The 20,073-nt window shown below is 53.6% G+C and carries 18 protein-coding genes, 6 tRNA genes and 1 other RNA gene; 15 read left to right on the top strand and 10 right to left on the bottom strand.

From position 1 onward, the window contains the following. Positions 1-32: 32 nt before the first annotated feature. The 3 genes from ACMYSP_RS19205 to ACMYSP_RS19195 form a co-directional block, all read right to left on the bottom strand. On the bottom strand, positions 33-2,213 hold the full coding sequence (locus ACMYSP_RS19205; protein WP_434583623.1) for an EAL domain-containing protein: 2,181 nt from the start codon (positions 2,211-2,213) through the stop codon (positions 33-35). A 210-nt stretch (positions 2,214-2,423) separates the two neighbouring features. Next, positions 2,424-2,499: transfer RNA gene (locus ACMYSP_RS19200), tRNA-Ala, on the bottom strand. A 39-nt stretch (positions 2,500-2,538) separates the two neighbouring features. Beyond that, positions 2,539-2,614: transfer RNA gene (locus ACMYSP_RS19195), tRNA-Ala, on the bottom strand. Between the two features lie 219 nt (positions 2,615-2,833). Between ACMYSP_RS19195 and ACMYSP_RS19190 the strand changes: the two genes are divergently transcribed. Together ACMYSP_RS19190 and ACMYSP_RS19185 are read left to right on the top strand one after the other, a co-directional pair. Continuing rightward, positions 2,834-3,187 (top strand): YfeC-like transcriptional regulator, encoded by a 354-nt coding sequence (locus tag ACMYSP_RS19190; RefSeq protein ID WP_434583622.1) that lies wholly within the window; start codon positions 2,834-2,836, stop codon positions 3,185-3,187. 4 nt (positions 3,188-3,191) lie between these two features. Then, positions 3,192-3,584, top strand: coding sequence for a YfeC-like transcriptional regulator (locus tag ACMYSP_RS19185; RefSeq protein WP_434583621.1), 393 nt, complete (start codon positions 3,192-3,194; stop codon positions 3,582-3,584). A 52-nt stretch (positions 3,585-3,636) separates the two neighbouring features. Here the strand turns inward: ACMYSP_RS19185 and gltX are convergent, their stop codons facing one another. Further along, positions 3,637-5,049, bottom strand: a complete 1,413-nt coding sequence (gene gltX / locus ACMYSP_RS19180; RefSeq protein ID WP_434583620.1) for a glutamate--tRNA ligase — start codon at positions 5,047-5,049, stop codon at positions 3,637-3,639. Positions 5,050-5,307: 258 nt separating this feature from the next. On the opposite strand from gltX, the gene ACMYSP_RS19175 reads away from it, so the two are divergent. The 5 genes from ACMYSP_RS19175 (at position 5,308) to ACMYSP_RS19155 (ending at position 5,860) form a co-directional block, all read left to right on the top strand. After that, positions 5,308-5,383 (top strand) — tRNA-Val (locus tag ACMYSP_RS19175). 42 nt (positions 5,384-5,425) lie between these two features. After that, positions 5,426-5,501 (top strand) — tRNA-Val (locus ACMYSP_RS19170). A gap of 46 nt (positions 5,502-5,547) precedes the next feature. Next, positions 5,548-5,623 (top strand) — tRNA-Val (locus ACMYSP_RS19165). Between the two features lie 4 nt (positions 5,624-5,627). After that, positions 5,628-5,703 (top strand) — tRNA-Lys (locus tag ACMYSP_RS19160). A 31-nt stretch (positions 5,704-5,734) separates the two neighbouring features. Continuing rightward, a non-coding RNA gene (locus ACMYSP_RS19155) (RtT sRNA) lies at positions 5,735-5,860 on the top strand. Between the two features lie 32 nt (positions 5,861-5,892). On the opposite strand, the gene ACMYSP_RS19150 is transcribed toward ACMYSP_RS19155, so the two are convergent. Continuing rightward, positions 5,893-6,819, bottom strand: coding sequence for a LysR substrate-binding domain-containing protein (locus ACMYSP_RS19150; protein ID WP_434583619.1), 927 nt, complete (start codon positions 6,817-6,819; stop codon positions 5,893-5,895). A gap of 89 nt (positions 6,820-6,908) precedes the next feature. Here ACMYSP_RS19150 and ACMYSP_RS19145 point away from each other — a divergent pair, with 89 nt between their 5' ends. Next, complete coding sequence (locus ACMYSP_RS19145; protein WP_123755310.1) at positions 6,909-7,907, top strand: bile acid:sodium symporter family protein; 999 nt, start codon at positions 6,909-6,911, stop codon at positions 7,905-7,907. Here ACMYSP_RS19145 and ACMYSP_RS19140 read toward each other — a convergent pair. The 3 genes from ACMYSP_RS19140 to zipA form a co-directional block, all read right to left on the bottom strand. Next, a complete protein-coding gene (locus ACMYSP_RS19140) occupies positions 7,904-8,122 on the bottom strand; it encodes a DUF3820 family protein (RefSeq protein ID WP_013878164.1) in 219 nt (72 codons plus the stop codon). The genes ACMYSP_RS19145 and ACMYSP_RS19140 overlap by 4 nt on opposite strands. A 1-nt stretch (position 8,123) precedes the next feature. Next, the gene (gene ligA, locus ACMYSP_RS19135; protein WP_434583618.1) at positions 8,124-10,139 is read right to left on the bottom strand and encodes an NAD-dependent DNA ligase LigA; all 2,016 of its coding nucleotides are present in this window, start codon (positions 10,137-10,139) and stop codon (positions 8,124-8,126) included. A gap of 75 nt (positions 10,140-10,214) precedes the next feature. After that, positions 10,215-11,228 (bottom strand): cell division protein ZipA, encoded by a 1,014-nt coding sequence (zipA, locus tag ACMYSP_RS19130; protein ID WP_434583617.1) that lies wholly within the window; start codon positions 11,226-11,228, stop codon positions 10,215-10,217. Positions 11,229-11,458: 230 nt separating this feature from the next. Between zipA and cysZ the strand changes: the two genes are divergently transcribed. The 5 genes from cysZ (at position 11,459) to crr (ending at position 16,353) form a co-directional block, all read left to right on the top strand. Further along, positions 11,459-12,220: a sulfate transporter CysZ gene (gene cysZ, locus ACMYSP_RS19125; protein ID WP_434583616.1), complete on the top strand. Its 762-nt coding sequence runs from the start codon at positions 11,459-11,461 to the stop codon at positions 12,218-12,220. Between the two features lie 200 nt (positions 12,221-12,420). Then, complete coding sequence (gene cysK, locus ACMYSP_RS19120) at positions 12,421-13,392, top strand: cysteine synthase A (RefSeq protein WP_434583615.1); 972 nt, start codon at positions 12,421-12,423, stop codon at positions 13,390-13,392. Between the two features lie 379 nt (positions 13,393-13,771). Continuing rightward, positions 13,772-14,029, top strand: a complete 258-nt coding sequence (gene ptsH / locus ACMYSP_RS19115; RefSeq protein WP_000487600.1) for a phosphocarrier protein Hpr — start codon at positions 13,772-13,774, stop codon at positions 14,027-14,029. A 44-nt stretch (positions 14,030-14,073) separates the two neighbouring features. Then, on the top strand, positions 14,074-15,801 hold the full coding sequence (gene ptsI / locus ACMYSP_RS19110) for a phosphoenolpyruvate-protein phosphotransferase PtsI (RefSeq protein WP_123755315.1): 1,728 nt from the start codon (positions 14,074-14,076) through the stop codon (positions 15,799-15,801). Positions 15,802-15,843: 42 nt separating this feature from the next. After that, the gene (gene crr / locus ACMYSP_RS19105; RefSeq protein WP_003861316.1) at positions 15,844-16,353 is read left to right on the top strand and encodes a PTS glucose transporter subunit IIA; all 510 of its coding nucleotides are present in this window, start codon (positions 15,844-15,846) and stop codon (positions 16,351-16,353) included. Between the two features lie 55 nt (positions 16,354-16,408). Here crr and pdxK read toward each other — a convergent pair whose 3' ends face one another. Continuing rightward, positions 16,409-17,266 carry a pyridoxine/pyridoxal/pyridoxamine kinase gene (pdxK, locus tag ACMYSP_RS19100; protein ID WP_434583607.1) on the bottom strand — a complete coding sequence of 286 codons (858 nt, stop codon included), beginning with the start codon at positions 17,264-17,266 and terminating at the stop codon, positions 16,409-16,411. A gap of 82 nt (positions 17,267-17,348) precedes the next feature. On the opposite strand from pdxK, the gene ptsJ reads away from it, so the two are divergent. Then, positions 17,349-18,644 carry a transcriptional regulator PtsJ gene (ptsJ, locus tag ACMYSP_RS19095; RefSeq protein ID WP_434587181.1) on the top strand — a complete coding sequence of 432 codons (1,296 nt, stop codon included), beginning with the start codon at positions 17,349-17,351 and terminating at the stop codon, positions 18,642-18,644. A gap of 65 nt (positions 18,645-18,709) precedes the next feature. After that, positions 18,710-19,111 (top strand): YybH family protein, encoded by a 402-nt coding sequence (locus ACMYSP_RS19090; RefSeq protein ID WP_434583606.1) that lies wholly within the window; start codon positions 18,710-18,712, stop codon positions 19,109-19,111. Here ACMYSP_RS19090 and cysM read toward each other — a convergent pair. Then, complete coding sequence (gene cysM / locus ACMYSP_RS19085; RefSeq protein WP_434583605.1) at positions 19,108-20,019, bottom strand: cysteine synthase CysM; 912 nt, start codon at positions 20,017-20,019, stop codon at positions 19,108-19,110. The genes ACMYSP_RS19090 and cysM overlap by 4 nt on opposite strands. Positions 20,020-20,073: the final 54 nt, after the last annotated feature.

Genomic DNA, 20,073 nt, shown 5'->3' with positions numbered 1-20,073 from the left:
AATGCCGAAAAGCCGGGCTCGTCCCGGCTTTTTTACGCCCGTAGTTCGCTAAGCGGACGTGGCTTACCGATTAAATATCCCTGTAAATAGTCGACACCCAGGGCCAGCAGCGTCTCTTTCTGCTGTTCCGTCTCAACAAACTCAGCAACTACCGACAGGTTTTTGACTTTCGCTACATCAATGATGGATTTAATCATGATGGCATCCAGCGGGTCGCGCCCGAGATCGCGTACAAAGCATCCATCAATCTTGACGATATCTGCCTGCAGCCGCTTTAACCGTTCGAAGTTCGCATAGCCGGTGCCAAAGTCATCAATGGCGATGGCACAGCCAAAGTCCCGTAGCTGTTGAATGTTATACATACTTTCCCCTGCATCACTGAACGCCTGCTCTTCGGTGATCTCAATGGTGATGGCCTCCGGCGACAGCTGATAACGTTTAAACAGGGCGATAATCTGCGCTGCGCTATTGTTTTGCATCAGCGTGTAAGGCAATAAATTGACGGAGAAATGCTGTCCTGGGTGCTGGTGCAAAGTACTGAAGAGCGTCTCCAGTACCAGCATGTCAAAACGCTGGCTCAGGTTGAACTGAACGATCAGGGGAATGAACTGGTCCGGGGCGATCATCGTGCTGCCGCACTGCATACGCGTCAGAATTTCGTAGTACCCTTCCCCGGCCGCATTCTGGATAGGCTGAGCATACAGCAGCAGATCGCGTTCATTGAGCGCGCGCTTTACTAGAGTAAGCATCCGCACCTGTTCGCTGGTTTGGTCGGACACATGCTCTTGCGCCGCATCCAGCGCCAGCACCTGATGACCGGTGCCGGCCTGCTCTGACAGCCAGCTCAGCTGACCCAGCATCGGGTGAAGCTCTTCTTCTACGCCACGGTATTGCCCCCAGGCGGCGCCAAACTCTAATTCTAGCGTCTGGTTGTGCCAGCTGTATTTCTTGTGATTGAGCATTGCGACAATGTGCCCCAGCCGGGCCGCGGGCTCTGGGCCGCTTAGCACCAGCAATAACTCACTTCCGGGTAGCTGAAACAGACCGTCTTTCCCCCCGAGTAACGGCTGTATCTTACTGGCAATTTGCCGTTTGCAATGCACCCGCATCATCATGCCGTAATGGCGGCTGAGGAAATCCAGATTCGCGATCCGCAGGCTGCTGATGATGAAGTCACCCTCCTGGCGCAAATAGCACTCCAGCGCACGCAGATTGGGCAAGCCGGTTAACGGGTCTTCTTGCGCCTGGTCGCGCCATCTGATCTTGATTCTTTCATTCTGCCCATAAATATCAACCATATAAAACAGGCAGATGGTGAAGGAGATCAGCACGGAAAGCACGAACGACATTGAATACTCAGTCTGTACGCCCTGGAGAAAATTACGGTTATAGACTACCAGCAAAAAGGCCGACACAGACCACGAAATGCGAATTAATACATTTCCAAGACGCCGAATGCCAATAAAATAAAGAATGAAGATCAGCGGCACCAAATAACCGGCAATATAATCAGAATTATAAGGTGCGCAGAGCACCAGCAATATTGCCGCCAGTGCCATAAACCAATACAGCGTAAAGGCCCGACGTTTCCGGGTCATCCACGGTTGGCAATGTCGACGCCAGAATACTTTGGCATAATGTGGATTGATAACCATCCGCATTGGATAATAGAAAAACGTCGTAAATATTAATGCCGCACCAATCAAACTCTGGATATCAATTATGGTGTAAACTGCCGGCATCCCTTTGAAATAACTGGATATGCTTAGTGGGAAAGAAAAATAGACGCCCACCAGATACATTGTTAATTTCATCAGTATCGGGGCAAAAAAGCCCCCCCAGAAGATCCGCATCCCCATCAGCCTGGCAGAGAAGCCAGCACGCCAGCGCGAGCCCACCAGCGCCCGGACAATCAGGCACGACACCAGGACTGAAAACAGCTGACAGAATAATATGAGCACCGCCTGCAACGGCGTCACCGAAAGAATAAAATGATTGGTAATGGCAAAGGCAATAATTAATGGGGCGACAGCATAACGGCCGAAAATAAATATCACGGCATACATCATGCTTAATGGCAGCCAGGCGAGGAATACTTCATTTCCGTCAACAATAGCTACAGGTGAAATAAATCGGGCTAATGGAATAGAGATCAAACAAACAATGAGCGCGAGTAAAGTTTTTCTAATATTAATGTTAAATTTAGCCATCATTATTGTTAATCAAAACTCCAGCGCTCGGGAACATTATTTCATCAAGAGAAATATTAAAATGAATAATTATACCAGGCAAGTAATTTACCCGAGGAAGAATCTTAAATTACACTTTATTCTAAAGGTTGTGAAATTCTGACTTAACCTGAAAAAGGCTTACAGTGGAGGGCGAAAACAAAAAACCCCCGCCGTAGCGAGGGTTTCGAATTTTGGTGGAGCTAAGCGGGATCGAACCGCTGACCTCTTGCATGCCATGCAAGCGCTCTCCCAGCTGAGCTATAGCCCCACATATGTTTTACGAACCAAACCTGATGGGAACAGAGTTTGGTGGAGCTAAGCGGGATCGAACCGCTGACCTCTTGCATGCCATGCAAGCGCTCTCCCAGCTGAGCTATAGCCCCTAACCGTAAAACGTGTCGTGTTGACGGGCGGCATAATATGAATTCCTTCATCTGGTGTCAACGGCAAAATGTCCCCTCGTCATTTGATCGCTGAAAAAGCAGGCAACTCGCTGACATTGCGAACCTTATCGCAGGTAGACGTTAAACATGTCACCCTTTCATGTAAAAGGATGCTATAACATGGACAACTAATTCCCACATATTTACTCAGGAAATAGTATGCTCAAGGAACGAATGACACCTGAAGAAATCGCCCACCTTACTGGCTTCAGTCGGCAGACAATCAATAAATGGGTACGTAAAGAGGGGTGGCAAACCTCCCCCCGGCCTGGAGTACAAGGCGGAAAGGCACGACTCGTGCACGTAAATGAGCAAGTAAAAGCATTTATACGCAGCGCCCAACGCGTGGTAGAGCCAGCCCCTTCTTATCCTACAGTCGAAAGTGACCTTGAACCTTTGCTCCTGACGCTCAGTAAAGAAATGACCCCTGGTGAACAAAAACAGCTGATGTCATTACTTTTGCGCGAAGGCATCACCGGGCTACTCCAGCGTCTGGATATTCGTGACCAGTAACATCATGATGAAACTAAAAGATAAAATGACCCCAGCAGAGCTGGCGGATTGTCTTGGCCTTGCCAGACAGACGATTAATCGTTGGGTCAGGGAACAACACTGGCGCACGGAAGCTATTCCCGGTGTGAAAGGTGGTCGCGCGCGTCTGATCGTGATTGATAAGCCCGTCCTCGATTTTCTGGCCAACATACCCGCACTGCGGCATCTGCTTACTGACTATCAGTTGGCAGAACCCTCCAGTCATTATGTCGTAAGCGAAACCGATGCCATCTGGCGGCAGATCACCGAAACGCTACATCTGATGACGACCAAAGAACAGCAGCACCTACGGGATCTACTTGCCCGCGAAGGGATCAGCGGCTTTTTGTCACGTCTGGGCATTGTCAGCCAGAAATAAGCAAAAAAACGGCAGGAGATAACCCGCCGTTTTGTTAAGCCCGCAATCAGAATTACTGGTTTTCGCGTTCTGTAATAAATGCCAGCGCTCTGTTAATACGTTCTACGCTACGGGTTTTACCGATCGCATGAACCGTCACATCAAGAGCCGGTGACTGGCCAGCGCCCGTTACCGCTACACGCAGCGGCATCCCGACTTTACCCATTCCCACTTCCAGCTCATCTGCCGTCGCCTGAATGGCGTGGTGGACGTTTTCTGCCGTCCAGTCGCTGAGAGCGGAAAGTTTATCACGCACCACTTCCAGCGGCTGACGTGCAACCGGGCGCAGGTGTTTCTTCGCGGCGTCAGCATCAAACTCGTCAAACTCTTCATAGAAGTAACGGCAGCTTGCGGCCATCTCTTTCAGCGTTTTGCAACGTTCGCCTAGCAGGGTAACCAGCTCAGACAACTGCGGACCGTTGCGGGTATCGATATTTGCTTGCTCAATGTGCCACTGCAGGTAGGTCGCCACATATTCCGGCGCCATCGAGTTGATGTAGTGATGGTTCAGCCACAGCAGTTTGTCGGTGTTGAACGCGCTGGCAGATTTGCTTACCGCACCCAGCGAGAACAGCTTGATCATCTCTTCACGGCTGAAGATCTCCTGATCGCCGCTGGACCAGCCCAGACGCACGAGGTAGTTCAGCAGCGCTTCCGGCAGATAGCCATCATCACGATACTGCATGACGCTGACCGCACCATGGCGTTTGGAGAGTTTTTTACCATCATCGCCATTGATCATCGAAACGTGGGCATACACCGGGACAGGTGCATTCAGCGCTTTCAGGATGTTGATCTGACGCGGGGTGTTGTTGATATGGTCTTCGCCACGGATCACGTGGGTGATCTCCATATCCCAGTCATCTACCACCACGCAGAAGTTGTAGGTCGGGGAACCATCAGTACGGCGAATGATCAGATCGTCCAGTTCCTGGTTGCTAAACTCGATTGGCCCACGGATCTGGTCATCAAAAATGACCGAACCGTCCTGCGGGTTAGCGAAACGCACCACGCAAGGCTCGTTATCAGCATGATGTTCGTGGCCGTGGCGGCAGCGTCCGTCATAACGCGGCTTTTCGCCCTTCTCCATCTGCTCTTCACGCAGCGCATCCAGACGCTCTTTGGAGCAATAGCATTTATACGCCGTTCCCGCTTCCAGCATCTCATCAATAACGCTGTTGTAGCGGTCAAAACGTTTTGTCTGGAAGTACGGACCTTCGTCCCATTCCAGGTTCAGCCAGTTCATCCCATCCATGATGGCTTCAATTGCTTCCGGCGTTGAGCGCTCAAGATCGGTGTCTTCAATACGCAGTACAAACTCACCGCCGTTATGACGAGCAAAAAGCCAGGAATAGAGAGCAGTACGCGCGCCGCCAACGTGCAGATAGCCTGTCGGGCTGGGCGCGAAGCGAGTTTTGATTTTCATGAATTGGCCTTACGTTTATAAAGATGCCGACAACCGGCAGAGTCCGTGGGTATTTATGGGTGATTATTCTAACACTGTGGGCTGATTCCTCAATGTTGTTCAGGTCTGAACGTCACGCTTTGCTATTTTTGTTTATAAATCATGCGCCACAGCCGCTTTAACGATCGCATTGGCTAATTTTACGACGAACAAACAAATTATTTAGAAAAGGCGTTGACTCATTTTCAACTCTCCCTATAATGCGACTCCACACAGCGGGGGTGATTAGCTCAGCTGGGAGAGCACCTCCCTTACAAGGAGGGGGTCGGCGGTTCGAACCCGTCATCACCCACCACTACTTAGGTAGTCTCCGCCGTGTAACAAGAAATTGAGAAGTGGGTGATTAGCTCAGCTGGGAGAGCACCTCCCTTACAAGGAGGGGGTCGGCGGTTCGATCCCGTCATCACCCACCACTTTCTCGCCAGCTGGATTTCTTGTTAAAATATGAAGTACCGAAGTGGGTGATTAGCTCAGCTGGGAGAGCACCTCCCTTACAAGGAGGGGGTCGGCGGTTCGATCCCGTCATCACCCACCACTTCGGGTCGTTAGCTCAGTTGGTAGAGCAGTTGACTTTTAATCAATTGGTCGCAGGTTCGAATCCTGCACGACCCACCAATGTAGAAAGGCGCCCTAAAGGCGCCTTTTTGCTATGCGCAATTCGTGTAGGATGAGAACCTGATGCAGGTTCGAGTCGAACGAAGTGAGACAACGGAGCCGCTCGCGGCGACGGCCCGAAGGGCGAGCAAAGCGAGTCATCCTGCACGACCCACCACCTCCTGAAACAATCCTGTCGACTTAACCAACTTATCGTTGATACAGCGGGTCCTGCATACGGGCTGACGTCAGATTTTGCCCCTCTTCACGCACCACTTCCCACAGCGCCTGCGCGGCGGTCGACAGCGACCGGTTCTTACGCTGCGCCAGCATCAGCTGTCGCTCCACAATCGGCGTCAATCGCTTCACCACTAGCTGACTGCCTTGCGGAAGCGGCAATGCCAGCGCGGGCAGAATACTGATGCCAATCCCGGACTCCACCATCGGAAACAGGGTCGCGGGATGACCAATCTCCTGCACAATGGTCGCCTCGATCGAAAAATGCTGTAACGCCGCATCAATCAATGGACGACTGCCGGAAGCATAATCCTGCAATACCAGGCGCTGCCCCTGAAGATCCTGCCAGCTCACCGACGTCATGGAAGCGAAAGGATGATCCTGGCGACAGAGCAGTAAAAAGGGTTCGGCCAGCACCGTTTCGCACTGCAAATCGGTTGCGGCGCCGGGATCGATAACGATACCGAAATCAACATCGCCCTGGCGAATGCTCTCCAGAACCCACTGCTGAGGGCGATCGTGGAGAACAAAACTTATCTCCGGGTAACGCTGATTGCTGTGTGCGATACATTGCGGGATCAGGTGCGCTGAAATCGTCTGGCTGGCGGCAACGCGGACGGTTCCCGAAAGCTGTTGCCCTACCCGCCCGGCATCACGCAGCGTACTGTTTAGCTCATCCAGCAGACGTTCAAGCCGACCGGCCAGCTGCTGCCCGGCTTCCGTCAGCGCCACCTCCCGGGTGGTGCGGTCAAGCAAGCGCACGCCGGTCTGGTGTTCCAGCTCTTTGACACTATGGCTGACCGCAGACTGGCTGAGACCGATAATCTCCCCTGCCCGGCTGAAACTCTTTACCCGCGCAACGGTGACGAAGACCTTTAACTGACGTAGTGAGTAATTCATCTTTTTTATTCATGAATAGATGCAATAAATCAATTTTATTTCTCAAAATAGAAAAAGCACAATAGCAACATCGATTTTCAGGAGCGTTTATGAAACTTTTCCGCATTCTTGATCCATTTACCCTTACCCTCGTGACCGTTGTGCTGCTGGCCTCTTTTTTCCCGGCCCGCGGCAACTTTGTCCCCTTCTTTGAGTATCTGACCACCGCCGCCATCGCGCTGCTGTTTTTCATGCACGGTGCCAAACTCTCCCGCGAGGCGATCGTCGCCGGGGGAAGTCATTGGCGTTTACACCTGTGGGTTATGTGCAGCACCTTTGTGGTCTTCCCGGTTTTAGGGGTCCTGTTCGCCTGGTGGGCACCAATTAACGTCGACCCGGCTCTGTATACCGGCTTTATTTATCTGTGCATCCTGCCCGCCACCGTCCAGTCGGCGATTGCTTTTACCTCACTGGCCGGTGGTAACGTCGCAGCGGCCGTCTGTTCGGCGTCGGCATCGAGCCTGCTGGGGATCTTTGTGTCGCCGTTGCTGGTCGGGTTGTTGATGAACCTGCACGGTGCAGGAGGGAGCGTAGAGCAGGTCGGGAAAATTATGCTGCAGTTGCTGCTGCCGTTTGTGCTTGGTCACCTGTCTCGTCCGTGGATTGGCGATTGGGTGGCACGGCATAAAAAGTGGATCTCAAAAACTGACCAGACCTCGATTCTGCTGGTGGTCTACTCGGCGTTTAGCGAAGCGGTGGTTAACGGGATCTGGCATAAAGTGGGGATTGGTTCGCTGCTGTTCATCGTCGTCGTCAGCCTGGTACTGCTGGCTATCGTCATTGCGATCAACATTTTCGTCGCCCGCCGTTGTGGCTTTAACAAGGCCGATGAAATCACGATTGTTTTCTGCGGGTCGAAAAAGAGCCTGGCAAACGGCATACCGATGGCCAATATTCTCTTCCCGACGTCAATTCTGGGGATCATGGTGCTGCCGCTGATGATTTTCCATCAGATTCAGCTGATGGTCTGCGCCGTGCTGGCACGACGCTATAAACGACAGGCAGAAGCCTTACAGGCGCAGGAAAAAGCCCGCGCCTCTGAAGCTTAACGCGGCTGCTTCAAGGGCTGAACCAACTGGGTCAGCCCTTCGGTTTTAATCAACAGGGTTAACGCCATTAGCTCGCCAAGATGCCCGGCAGGAAACTGATCCTTACGGGCAAACCACAGCAAATACTCTTCCGGCACGTCAATCAGGCGACGACCTTTATATTTGCCAAACGGCATTTCCGTATTGGCGATCTCGATGAGCTGCGCTTTATCCATGTTATTCCCCCAGCAGACGCAGCATTTCGGCTTCGTCGATCACCTCGATGCCAAGCTCTTGTGCTTTAGCCAGCTTAGAACCCGCGGCTTCACCGGCGATCACCAGATCGGTTTTTTTCGATACGCTGCCGGCTACTTTCGCCCCCAACGCAACCAATCGAGCCTTCGCATCATCACGCGACAGCTGACTCAGGCTGCCGGTCAGAACCACCGTTTTACCGGCAAACGGACTATCGATTTCCTCAGCATTCACCACCACCGGCGCAGGCCAGGTGACGCCTTCGGCCCGCAGCTGAGCAATCACATCGCGGTTGCTCTCTTCTGCGAAGAAGTTAAAGACGTGCGTGGCGACGACGATCCCAACATCCTGAACTTTTTGCAGCTCGTCAATGGAAGCCTGCTCCAGCGCTTCGATGGTTCCAAAATAGGCCGCCAGCCCCGCTGCCGTGGCTTCACCGACTTCACGAATGCCCAGTGCATACAGGAAGCGAGCAAAAGTAGTCTGTTTGGATTTTTCCAGCGCATTCACCACGTTTTGCGCGGATTTCGGTCCCATTCGATCCAGGCCTGTCAGCTTACCAGCGCTTAAGCGGAACAGGTCTGCCGGCGTATGGACATACTCTTTCTCCACCAGCTGGTCGATGATTTTGTCCCCCATCCCTTCCACATCTAATGCCCGACGGGAGACGAAATGTTTTAAGGCCTCTTTACGCTGCGCACCGCAGATTAGCCCGCCGGTACAACGCGTAACCGCTTCGCCTTCCACGCGCTCAACGTCCGAGTTACAGACCGGGCAATGGGTCGGGAATTCGATTTCACGCGTATCGTCCGGGCGTTCAGACAGCACAACGTTCACCACCTGCGGGATCACGTCGCCAGCACGACGAATCACCACTTTATCGCCAATGCGCAGACCCAGACGGGCAATTTCATCGGCGTTATGCAAGGTGGCATTGCTCACCAGAACGCCTGCCACATGTACCGGCTCCAGCCGCGCTACCGGCGTAATCGCGCCGGTGCGCCCGACCTGGAACTCCACGTCACGCACGAAGGTCATCTGCTCTTGTGCCGGGAACTTAAAAGCCACGGCCCAGCGCGGTGCCCGGGCAACAAATCCCAGCTGCTCCTGTAACGCCAGGGAGTCTACTTTGATCACCACGCCATCAATATCAAAGCCTAAATGCGGGCGGTCTTGCTCAACATTACGATAGTAAGTAAGTACTTCCTCTGGGGTGTGACACAATTTCACCCGGTCGCTTACTGGCAATCCCCACGCCTTAAACTGCTGCAGACGGCCGGAATGACTGTCCGGTAGTACTCCGCCCTCCAGCACGCCCACGCCGTAGCAGAAGAAAGTAAGTGGTCGCTTCGCCGTAATACGCGGATCAAGCTGGCGCAGGGACCCTGCCGCTGCGTTACGCGGGTTGGCAAACACTTTTCCGCCAGTGCGGCGGGCTTCGTCGTTGATTTTTTCAAAGCCGGCCTGCGGCAAAAACACTTCACCGCGTACTTCCAGACGCGCCGGAATGTTGTCGCCGCGCAGCTTAAGCGGGATGGCGCGAATCGTTCGCACATTGGAGGTAATATCCTCGCCGGTGGTCCCGTCGCCGCGCGTTGCGGCCTGAATCAATACGCCGTTTTCATACAGAATACTGACCGCCAACCCATCCAGCTTCAGCTCGCAGCAATAGACCAGGTCATCGCTGCTCTTCAGACGGTCCTGAACGCGCTTGTTGAAGGCCAGGAAGCTCTCTTCATCAAAGACGTTATCCAGCGACAACATCGGTACGTCATGGCGAATCTGGCTGAATGAGGCCAGCGGAGTCGCCCCGACGCGTTGGGTGGGTGAATCAGAGGTAATCAGTTCTGGATGGCGGGTTTCCAGCTCACGCAGTTCGCGCATCAACCGGTCATATTCCGCATCGGGAATCTCCGGGGTATCCATAACATGGTACAGATATTCATGATGGCGAAGCGTGGCTCGCAGTTCAGTCAGTTTTTGTTCGATCGGTTCCATATCGCACCATCAATGATAAAAAACCCCCGGCAGGCGGGGGTTCTGGATTGGAAGACGAAACGCCGGGAGGAAAAATCAGGCGTTGGCCTCTTTCACTTCACGAATACGGTCTTGATATTCGCGCAGCTTTTGCGGAGTCATCATCCGACGCTGATCGTCCAGCACGACACCACCGACTTCGTCAGCAATGTACTGTGCGGATTGCAGCATCAGTTTAAAGTTTTGCAGTTCATCACCAAACGATGGGACCTGCATAAAGATGGTCACGCCAGGCGTGGTCATGTCCGCCATGCCATCCGGATTGAATGTACCCGGTTTAACCATATTTGCCAGGCTGAACAGCACCTGACCACTACCGTCCGGGCTAAGGTGACGATGGAAAATATTCATATCACCAAATTTAAAGCCCGCCTGCTGGATGCTGTTGATCAGCACTTCGCCGTTGATCTGCGTACCCTGGTGCGCAGAGACGTTCATCACGATGACCGTTTCTTTACGCTCTTTCGGCTGAGGCGCAGGTTCAGCGGCCTGAGGTTCTGGCGCTGGCTGAGGCTGCGCGGCGACCGGTTGCGGCGGCGCGACAGGCTGCGTTGGCTGAACAGGTGCCGGCTGATGCGGCGGCGTGTTCTGCTGCGCCGCAGGCTGCTGAGGCGGTGGCTGATATTGCGGTGGTACAGGCTGCTGCACGGCAGGCTGTGGTTGCTGCGTCACCTGAGGTTGTGGAACCTGATGTTGAACAGGCTGCTGGCGTACCGGCTCTTCCTGGCGCACAGGTTGCTGAACCTGACGCTCATACGGAGGCTGATATTGGTGCTGCGGCGGCGCCTGACGAGGAGCTTCTTGCTCACCGTGCATGCCATTAGGGGCGTGATTAACCCGGTGAACGCGAACTTCACCCACGCCTTCAACATCGTCATCAACGTCATCGCTCTCAGACTCTTCGTCATCGCGAGACTTCATGCGTTTCAGTGGGCGATCGCGAAACATCGAGGAACGTTCTTTACGGCTGGTCCAGAAACCGTGTACCAGTAAAGCGAGTATGGCGATCGCGCCAACAATGATTAATATCAGACGCAAATCCTGCATCATTATATTCTCTGTTGTTCTAACACCTTGCCACCACGGCAAACATTTACTTACTAAGAGTATTTGTCGATTACGTCGAGTGCAAGTGCGTCTGCCGCTTTCACTACATAAAGATGAACTAAATCGTGCTTTTTGCTGTTTTTTCGAACATTTCCTAACTGGTTATTGTCTGGCAACCCGATAAAATAAGCGGGCATTCAGTCTGAATGTCAAAACAGGAGCATTGCCTGACCATGGTTTCAACATCCGCATCTACCCCGCGTAGTGGCGTCTACTATTTTTCACAGGGCTGGAAACTGATCGGTCTGCCCGGCATTCGTCGTTTCGTCTTTCTGCCTTTATTAGTCAATATTATCCTGATGGGCGGCGCATTCTGGTGGCTGTTTACACGCCTCGATAGCTGGATCCCATCCTTGATGGGTCACGTGCCCGACTGGTTACAGTGGCTAAACTACCTGCTGTGGCCTATCGTGGTTATCTCGATCCTGCTGGTGTTCGGTTACTTTTTCTCAACGATTGCAAACTGGATTGCCGCCCCGTTTAGCGGGCTGCTCGCCGAACAGCTGGAAGCCCGCCTGACCGGCGCTACTCCGCCAGACGTCGGCGTTTTCGGCATCATGAAAGACGTGCCGCGCATTATGAAGCGTGAATGGCAGAAGCTTTCCTGGTACCTGCCACGGGCGATTGTATTGCTGATCCTCTATTTCATCCCGGGCATTGGCCAGACCGTGGCCCCGGTACTGTGGTTCCTGTTTAGCGCGTGGATGCTGGCCATCCAGTACTGTGACTATCCGTTTGATAACCATAAAGTGCCCTTTAAAACCATGCGCGAGGCGCTGCGTACCCGTAAGGTGACGAACATGCAGTTTGGCGCCCTGACCAGCTTGTTTACGATGATCCCCGTTCTGAACCTGGTGATTCTGCCGGTCGCTATTTGCGGGGCCACGGCCATGTGGGTCGACTGCTATCGTGATAAACACGCGATGTGGAAATAACCCCCCTCCCCCTGTCAACAGCTGCTTCAGGCCAATCGTACGATGGCCTGAAGCAGAACGGCTATATACCGGCCTTATTCCTTCTGGCTCATCATTATTTCCCTTCCGAATATAGATATGCTATTTCCTTACTTCCGCATATTCCTTAAGCGGGTATGCTGGAGCCGTACTCCCAAATTTCATACAGTTAAGGACGGGCCATGAGTAAGATTTTTGAAGACAACTCCCTGACTATCGGCCACACGCCGTTAGTACGACTGAACCGAATCGGTAACGGACGCATCCTGGCGAAAGTCGAGTCTCGCAACCCGAGCTTTAGCGTGAAATGCCGAATCGGTGCCAATATGATTTGGGATGCCGAAAAACGCGGTGTGCTGAAAGCCGGTGTCGAGTTAGTCGAGCCGACAAGCGGCAACACCGGGATTGCTCTGGCCTATGTTGCGGCAGCGCGCGGCTATAAGCTGACGCTGACCATGCCGGAAACCATGAGTATTGAACGTCGCAAACTGCTGAAAGCGCTGGGAGCAAACCTGGTGCTGACCGAAGGCGCGAAAGGCATGAAAGGCGCGATCCAGAAAGCCGAAGAGATTGTTGCCAGCGATCCGCAAAAATATCTGCTGCTGCAGCAATTCAGCAACCCGGCAAACCCGGAAATTCACGAAAAAACCACCGGTCCGGAGATCTGGGAAGATACCGACGGTCAGGTTGATGTGTTCATCGCGGGCGTCGGTACCGGTGGTACGCTGACCGGCGTGAGCCGCTACATTAAAGGGACCAAGGGCAAAAAAGATCTGTTCTCCGTTGCGGTGGAACCAACCGACTCCCCGGTTATCGCTCAGGCGCTGGCTGGCGTTGAGCTGAAGCCAGGCCCGCACAAAATTCAGGGTATCGGTGCCGGCTTTATCCCGGGTAACCTTGATCTGAAACTGATCGATAAAGTCGTGGGTATCACTAACGAAGAAGCCATCTCCACCGCCCGTCGTCTGATGGATGAAGAAGGCATTCTGGCCGGTATCTCTTCCGGTGCGGCTGTCGCCGCGGCACTCAAACTGCAGGAAGATGAAGCCTTTACCAATAAGAATATTGTGGTTATCCTACCGTCTTCAGGTGAGCGTTATTTAAGCACAGCACTGTTTGCCGATCTCTTCACTGAGAAAGAACTGCAACAGTGATGCCATCCGGCTAGCATCGTGTAAAAAAGCACCTTTTTAGGTGCTTTTTTGTGGCATACGTCAAAGTTTTACCCCTCCTGGCATTGATTCACCGCGTAGGGTCTGGTATTTAACCAACACATTTATTTTGATGCGCGAAATTATTCAAAATCGGATTTCCACGTGCTGAATCGATTTTATGATTTGGTTCAAGTCTTCCTTTCGCTGCATAATGTTTAATGACGTGCCAGACGTCAACGGCCAGATGGTCCTCACAGCGAACACGCTGTTGACACCTTAGCCAGACACGTAATGCCGGCGCTAACAATACAGGCTAAAGCCTCGCCGTTAGGCTAGACTTTAGGTCCACAACACTAAACCTATAAGTTGGGGAAATATAATGTTCCAGCAAGAAGTTACCATTACCGCTCCGAACGGTCTGCACACCCGCCCTGCTGCTCAGTTTGTTAAAGAAGCGAAAGGCTTCACTTCTGAGATCACTGTGACCTCCAACGGCAAAAGCGCCAGCGCCAAAAGCTTGTTCAAACTGCAAACTCTGGGCCTGACTCAGGGTACCGTTGTAACCATCTCCGCTGAAGGCGAAGATGAGCAAAAAGCAGTTGAGCATCTGGTAAAACTGATGGCTGAACTCGAATAAGTTCACGGGTTCTTTTTAATATCAGTCACAAGTAAGGTAGGGTTATGATTTCAGGCATTTTAGCATCCCCGGGTATCGCTTTCGGTAAGGCTCTCCTGCTGAAAGAAGACGAAATTGTCATCGACCGGAAGAAAATTTCTGCCGATAAGGTTGACCAGGAAGTCGAACGTTTCCTGAGCGGCCGCACCAAGGCCTCCGCCCAGCTGGAGGTCATCAAAACCAAAGCTGGTGAAACTTTCGGTGAAGAAAAAGAAGCCATCTTCGAAGGGCACATCATGCTGCTGGAAGATGAGGAGCTTGAGCAGGAAATCATAGCCCTGATTAAAGATAAGCACATGACTGCCGACGCGGCAGCCAATGAAATTATCGAAGGTCAGGCCACTGCGCTGGAAGAGCTGGACGATGAATACCTGAAAGAACGTGCCGCTGACGTACGTGATATCGGTAAGCGTCTGCTGCGCAATATCCTCGGTCTGGCAATCATCGATCTGAGCGCAATCCAGGACGAAGTCATTCTGGTTGCAGCCGATCTCACCCCGTCGGAAACCGCACAGCTGAACCTGAACAAGGTGCTGGGTTTCATCACCGACGCTGGTGGCCGTACTTCCCACACCTCTATCATGGCGCGTTCTCTTGAACTGCCAGCCATCGTGGGCACCGGTAGCGTCACTACGCAGGTGAAAAACGGCGATTATCTGGTCCTCGACGCGGTAAATAACCAGGTTCTGGTTAACCCGACCAACGAACAAATCGAAGAGCTGCGCAATCTGCAGGCCCAGGTCGCAGAAGAAAAAGCGGAGCTGGCGAAGCTGAAAGATCTGCCGGCAATTACGCTGGACGGACATCAGGTTGAAGTCTGTGCCAACATTGGTACCGTACGTGACGTCGATGGCGCAGAGCGCAACGGCGCAGAAGGCGTAGGCCTGTATCGTACAGAATTCCTGTTCATGGACCGTGACGCGCTGCCAACTGAAGAAGAACAGTTCGCTGCCTACAAAGCGGTTGCTGAAGCCTGCGGCTCTCAGGCCGTTATCGTGCGTACCATGGACATCGGCGGCGACAAAGAGCTGCCGTACATGAACTTCCCGAAAGAAGAGAACCCGTTCCTCGGCTGGCGTGCCGTGCGTATCGCGATGGATCGTAAAGAGATCCTGCGTGACCAGGTTCGCGCCATCCTGCGTGCCTCGGCTTTCGGTAAACTTCGCATCATGTTCCCGATGATCATCTCTGTTGAAGAAGTGCGTGCACTGAAGAAAGAGATTGAGATCTACAAGCAGGAACTGCGTGACGAAGGCAAAGCATTCGACGAAACTATCGAAGTCGGCGTGATGGTTGAAACACCAGCCGCGGCAACGATTGCTCGTCATTTAGCAAAAGAAGTCGATTTCTTTAGTATCGGAACCAATGATTTAACGCAATATACTCTGGCAGTTGACCGTGGTAATGATATGATTTCACATCTTTACCAGCCAATGTCGCCATCTGTCCTGACGTTGATTAAGCAAGTTATTGATGCTTCTCACGCTGAAGGTAAATGGACTGGCATGTGTGGTGAGCTTGCGGGCGATGAACGTGCTACACTTCTGTTGCTGGGTATGGGGCTGGACGAATTCTCTATGAGCGCCATTTCCATCCCGCGTATCAAGAAGATTATTCGTAACACGAACTTCGAAGATGCGAAAGTATTAGCAGAGCAGGCTCTTGCTCAACCGACAACGGACGAGTTAATGACGCTGGTTAACAAGTTCATTGAAGAAAAAACAATCTGCTAATCAACGAGATGCGCGGCCCAAATTACTGCTTAGGAGAAGATCATGGGTTTGTTCGATAAATTGAAATCTCTGGTTTCTGATGACAAAAAAGACTCCGGAACTATTGAGATTGTTGCTCCGCTCTCTGGCGAGATCGTCAACATCGAAGACGTGCCGGATGTAGTTTTTGCGGAAAAAATTGTGGGTGATGGCATTGCTATCAAACCTACCGGCAACAAAATGGTAGCGCCGGTAGATGGTACCATCGGTAAAATCTTTGAAACCAACCATGCATTCTCTATTGAATCTGATAGTGGTATCGAACTTTTCGTTCACTTCGGTATTGATACCGTTGAGCTGAAAGGCGAAGGCTTCAAACGCATTGCCGAAGAAGGTCAGCGCGTGAAAGTCGGCGACCCGGTCATTGAATTCGATCTGCCGCTGCTGGAAGAGAAAGCCAAGTCTACCCTGACTCCGGTTGTTATCTCCAACATGGACGAGATCAAAGAGCTGATCAAACTGTCCGGTAGCGTAACCGTGGGTGAAACCCCGGTCATTCGCATCAAGAAGTAATTCTTGCCGCAGAAAAAATGGCGCCTTCCGGCGCCATTTTTTTATCATCGCGGCCTCACTCAAGCGGCGGCAGAATCAGCTCATCACAGCCGTGTTGCTCAGTCCAGGTCATCACCGCCAGAACGCGTTGCGCCGCAGCATGCGTCGCCTCTCCCAGCGCCAGACCCGAAACCAGCCCGCTAATCAGCTCGGCACAGAACAGATCGCCGGTTCCCTTAAGTTCCGTTTCGACCCGCGGATGGACCACCACCTCAACAGAATCTGCCGTGACCACCAGCAGGTTAATCGTCGCATTGTCTACGCCCGGCGCGCTGGTAATCACCACCCACTTCAAGGTATCGGATAGCAAACTACGCGCGGCAATCACCGCCTCTTGCTGATTATGGCAGGGCATCCCGCTCAGCGTTTCCAGTTCGAACAGGTTTGGCGTAATACCCTCGGCCAACGGCAGCAGATGGCGGCGATAGGCATCCGGAATTTCGGCCTTCACGTAGATGCCGCTATCCACATCGCCAATTACCGGATCCACAAGAATACACAGATGGGGATGAGATTCGCGGATGCGGTTTAACCACTGCGCCAGGCGTTCAATCTGCACCGCGCTGCCCATATAACCCGTGGTCACTGCCCGCAACTCACGCAGCGCATCGCGCTCCTCGAGGGCCTGCAGATAGCCCACAAACCACGCTTCCGGGATCACCCCGCCGTAAAAGGTATCGTAGTGCGGGGTATTGCTGAATAACACGGTCGGCACCGCCATAACCCGCAGCCCATGCTGTTTAATGGCCGGTACCGCAATGCTGTTGCCGACGCTGCCATACACCACCTGCGACTGCACGGCGACGATATCGACCTGTAGCGCCCGGCTCTTGTCATTGAAGAGCACCGATTGTATTTCGTCTTGCTGGCCCATCCCTTCTCCCCCCGCTGGACAGCGGGTCACACCCTGATTATCATTCGTCCTATGCTAAAATCCATTTTGTCATAGGTCAATGATGATCGTTGGAAAAACCGCCAGTGAGATTTTTGATAACATCCGCCATCTGGTCCAGAGCGGAATATTGAAACCCGGAGCCTCTTTGCCTCCGGTACGAGAGCTGGCGGCGGACCTGACGGTCAACCGTAATACCGTGGCTGCTGCCTACAAACGACTGGTGAGCACCGGTCTGGCAAGTAGCCTGGGCCGCAACGGAACGGTTATCAAAGGGCTGACCACGCCGCTGGCGCTGGAAGGCCGAGATCCTGCCACCCCGCTTAACGATATCTCCAGCGGCAATCCGGACCCACGCCTTCTGCCCGACCTCACTCGCTATCTAAGCCAGCTCCCCCTGACTCCGCATCTCTATGGCGACGACGCCGTCAAGCCTGAGCTGCGACGCTGGGCGCAGCGCTGGATGCACGATGATTTGCAAAGAGATGCCGAGATTAACCTGACCAGCGGCGCCATTGACGCGCTGGAGCGCCTGCTCTGCGCCCTGCTGCTTCCCGGCGATGGCGTGGTCGTCGAAGACCCTTGCTTCCTCAGCAGCATCAACATGCTGCGTTACACCGGCTTTAACGCCTGTCCGGTGACGGTCGATGAGCAAGGAATGCAGCCTGACGCGCTGGACATTGCCCTACGCAACGGCGCTCGTGCGGTCATTGTCACCCCCCGCGCACATAATCCTACCGGCTACAGCCTCAGCGAGGCCCGTGCCACCGCTATTCAGGCGGTGCTGGCCCGCTATCCGCAGGTGCTGGTGATTATCGATGACCACTTCGCGCTACTATCGTCAGCGCCCTGGCACTCGCCACTCCCGGCAACCACGCAACGCTGGGCGCTGGTGCGCTCAATGTCCAAAACCCTCGGACCGGACCTGCGGCTGGCGTTTGTCGCCAGCGATAGCACCACCTCGGCGGCGTTGCGCCTGCGGCTCAATGCCGGCAGCCAGTGGGTCAGCCATCTGCTGCAGGATCTGGCTTTCGCCTGCCTGAGCGATAGTGTCTTTATTGATTCACTGGACCAGATCCGGCGCCATTACCGTCAGCAAAATGCAAAGCTGACGGCAGCCCTGGTGTCCCACAGTTTTGATCCGCTTCCTGCTGGAGACGGTCTCAACTTCTGGCTGCCATTAAGCCAACCCGCTCAACCGATCGCCCTGCGTTTAGCGCGTGCCGGCTGGCTGGTTCGTGAAGGTGAAATTTTCGGTGTTCATGCCCCATCCCACGGGCTACGGCTGTCGCTCGGCGCCCTGAGTGATAATCAGATTCACCAGCTAGCCAATGATTTACGCCTCGTGCTCCGCCCCTGACCCAGGTAATATCGAAGCAGATACGCTGGTCTGCCACACGCCATCCCCTTCCCCGGAGACAACACATGGTCAATCCACAGCTAAAAGCCACCATTGAAGCCTGCGATCGCGCAATATCGCAGGAAGACTACGCCACGCTCATGGAGTACTACGCCGAAGATGCCCTGCTGGTGGTCAAACCGGGCATGGTGGTCAAGGGCAAGGAGAATATCCGCAAAGCCTTTATCGCGATTGCCGACTATTTTGAGCACCGTCTGATCGTAACGCAGGGCAGAATGGAGATTCTGGAAGGGGGCGATAATGCGCTGGTGATAATGGAAACCCGGCTGGATATCCCGACTGCGGAAGGAGGAACTACACAGGTTACGCGGCGCGCAACCTATGTTTTTCGCCAGGAGGGAGAGCGCTGGCTGTGCACCGTCGATAACTCCTACGGTACCGACCTGCTGGACGCGCCGGTCAGTTAAATGCCCGCGCCCTGGCTGAAGTGCTCTTCGCCGAAAACACCGGTGGACAAATAGCGATCGCCACGATCGCAGACGATCGCCACCACCACCGCACCGGGGTTTTCACGCGCGATACGTAATGCACCGGCTACCGCGCCGCCGGAGCTGACGCCGCAAAAAATACCTTCCCGCACCGCCAGCATGCGCATGGTGCTTTCTGCCTCCTGCTGGTGAATATCGAGCACAGCATCGACCAGCGACGCATTAAAAATTCCCGGCATATATTCTGCCGGCCAGCGGCGGATCCCCGGAATACTGCTGCCCTCTTCCGGTTGCAGCCCCACGATGCTCACCGGCTTATTCTGCTCGCGCAGAAAGCGAGACACGCCGGTAATGGTCCCGGTGGTGCCCATGCTGGAAACAAAATGGGTTATACGTCCGTGAGTTTGCTGCCAGATTTCCGGCCCGGTGGTGGTGTAATGGGCATAAGGGTTGTCTGGGTTGTTAAACTGATCCAGCAATTTACCTTCGCCACGCTGTGCCATTTCCAGCGCCAGGTCACGTGCGCCTTCCATCCCCTGCTCTTTAGTCACCAGAATCAGCTCTGCACCGTAGGCACGCATGGCCGCACGGCGCTCCTGGCTCATGTTGTCCGGCATCAGAAGCTTCATCTGGTAGCCTTTCAGCGCCGCGATCATCGCCAGCGCAATGCCAGTGTTGCCGCTGGTGGCTTCAATCAGGACGTCGCCGGGGGCTATTTCACCCCGTTTTTCCGCTTCAACAATCATCGAAAGCGCAGCGCGATCCTTGACGGAGCCTGCCGGATTATTGCCTTCCAGTTTGACCCAGATTTCACTGCCGTTATCCGGCCCCAGTCGTTGCAACTTCACCAGAGGAGTATTGCCGATGGTTTGTTCTAATGTATTCACGGTTTTTACCCAATAAAAAGGCCGGGTACGTTGTGCTTACCCGGCCTGCAATTA

It is taken from the genome of Klebsiella sp. R390, assembly GCF_051131745.1.
In the GTDB taxonomy this organism is placed as follows: domain Bacteria; phylum Pseudomonadota; class Gammaproteobacteria; order Enterobacterales; family Enterobacteriaceae; genus Klebsiella.
The sequence above is the reverse complement of the archived record's forward strand: the minus strand, read 5'-3'. Positions and strand labels throughout refer to the sequence as shown.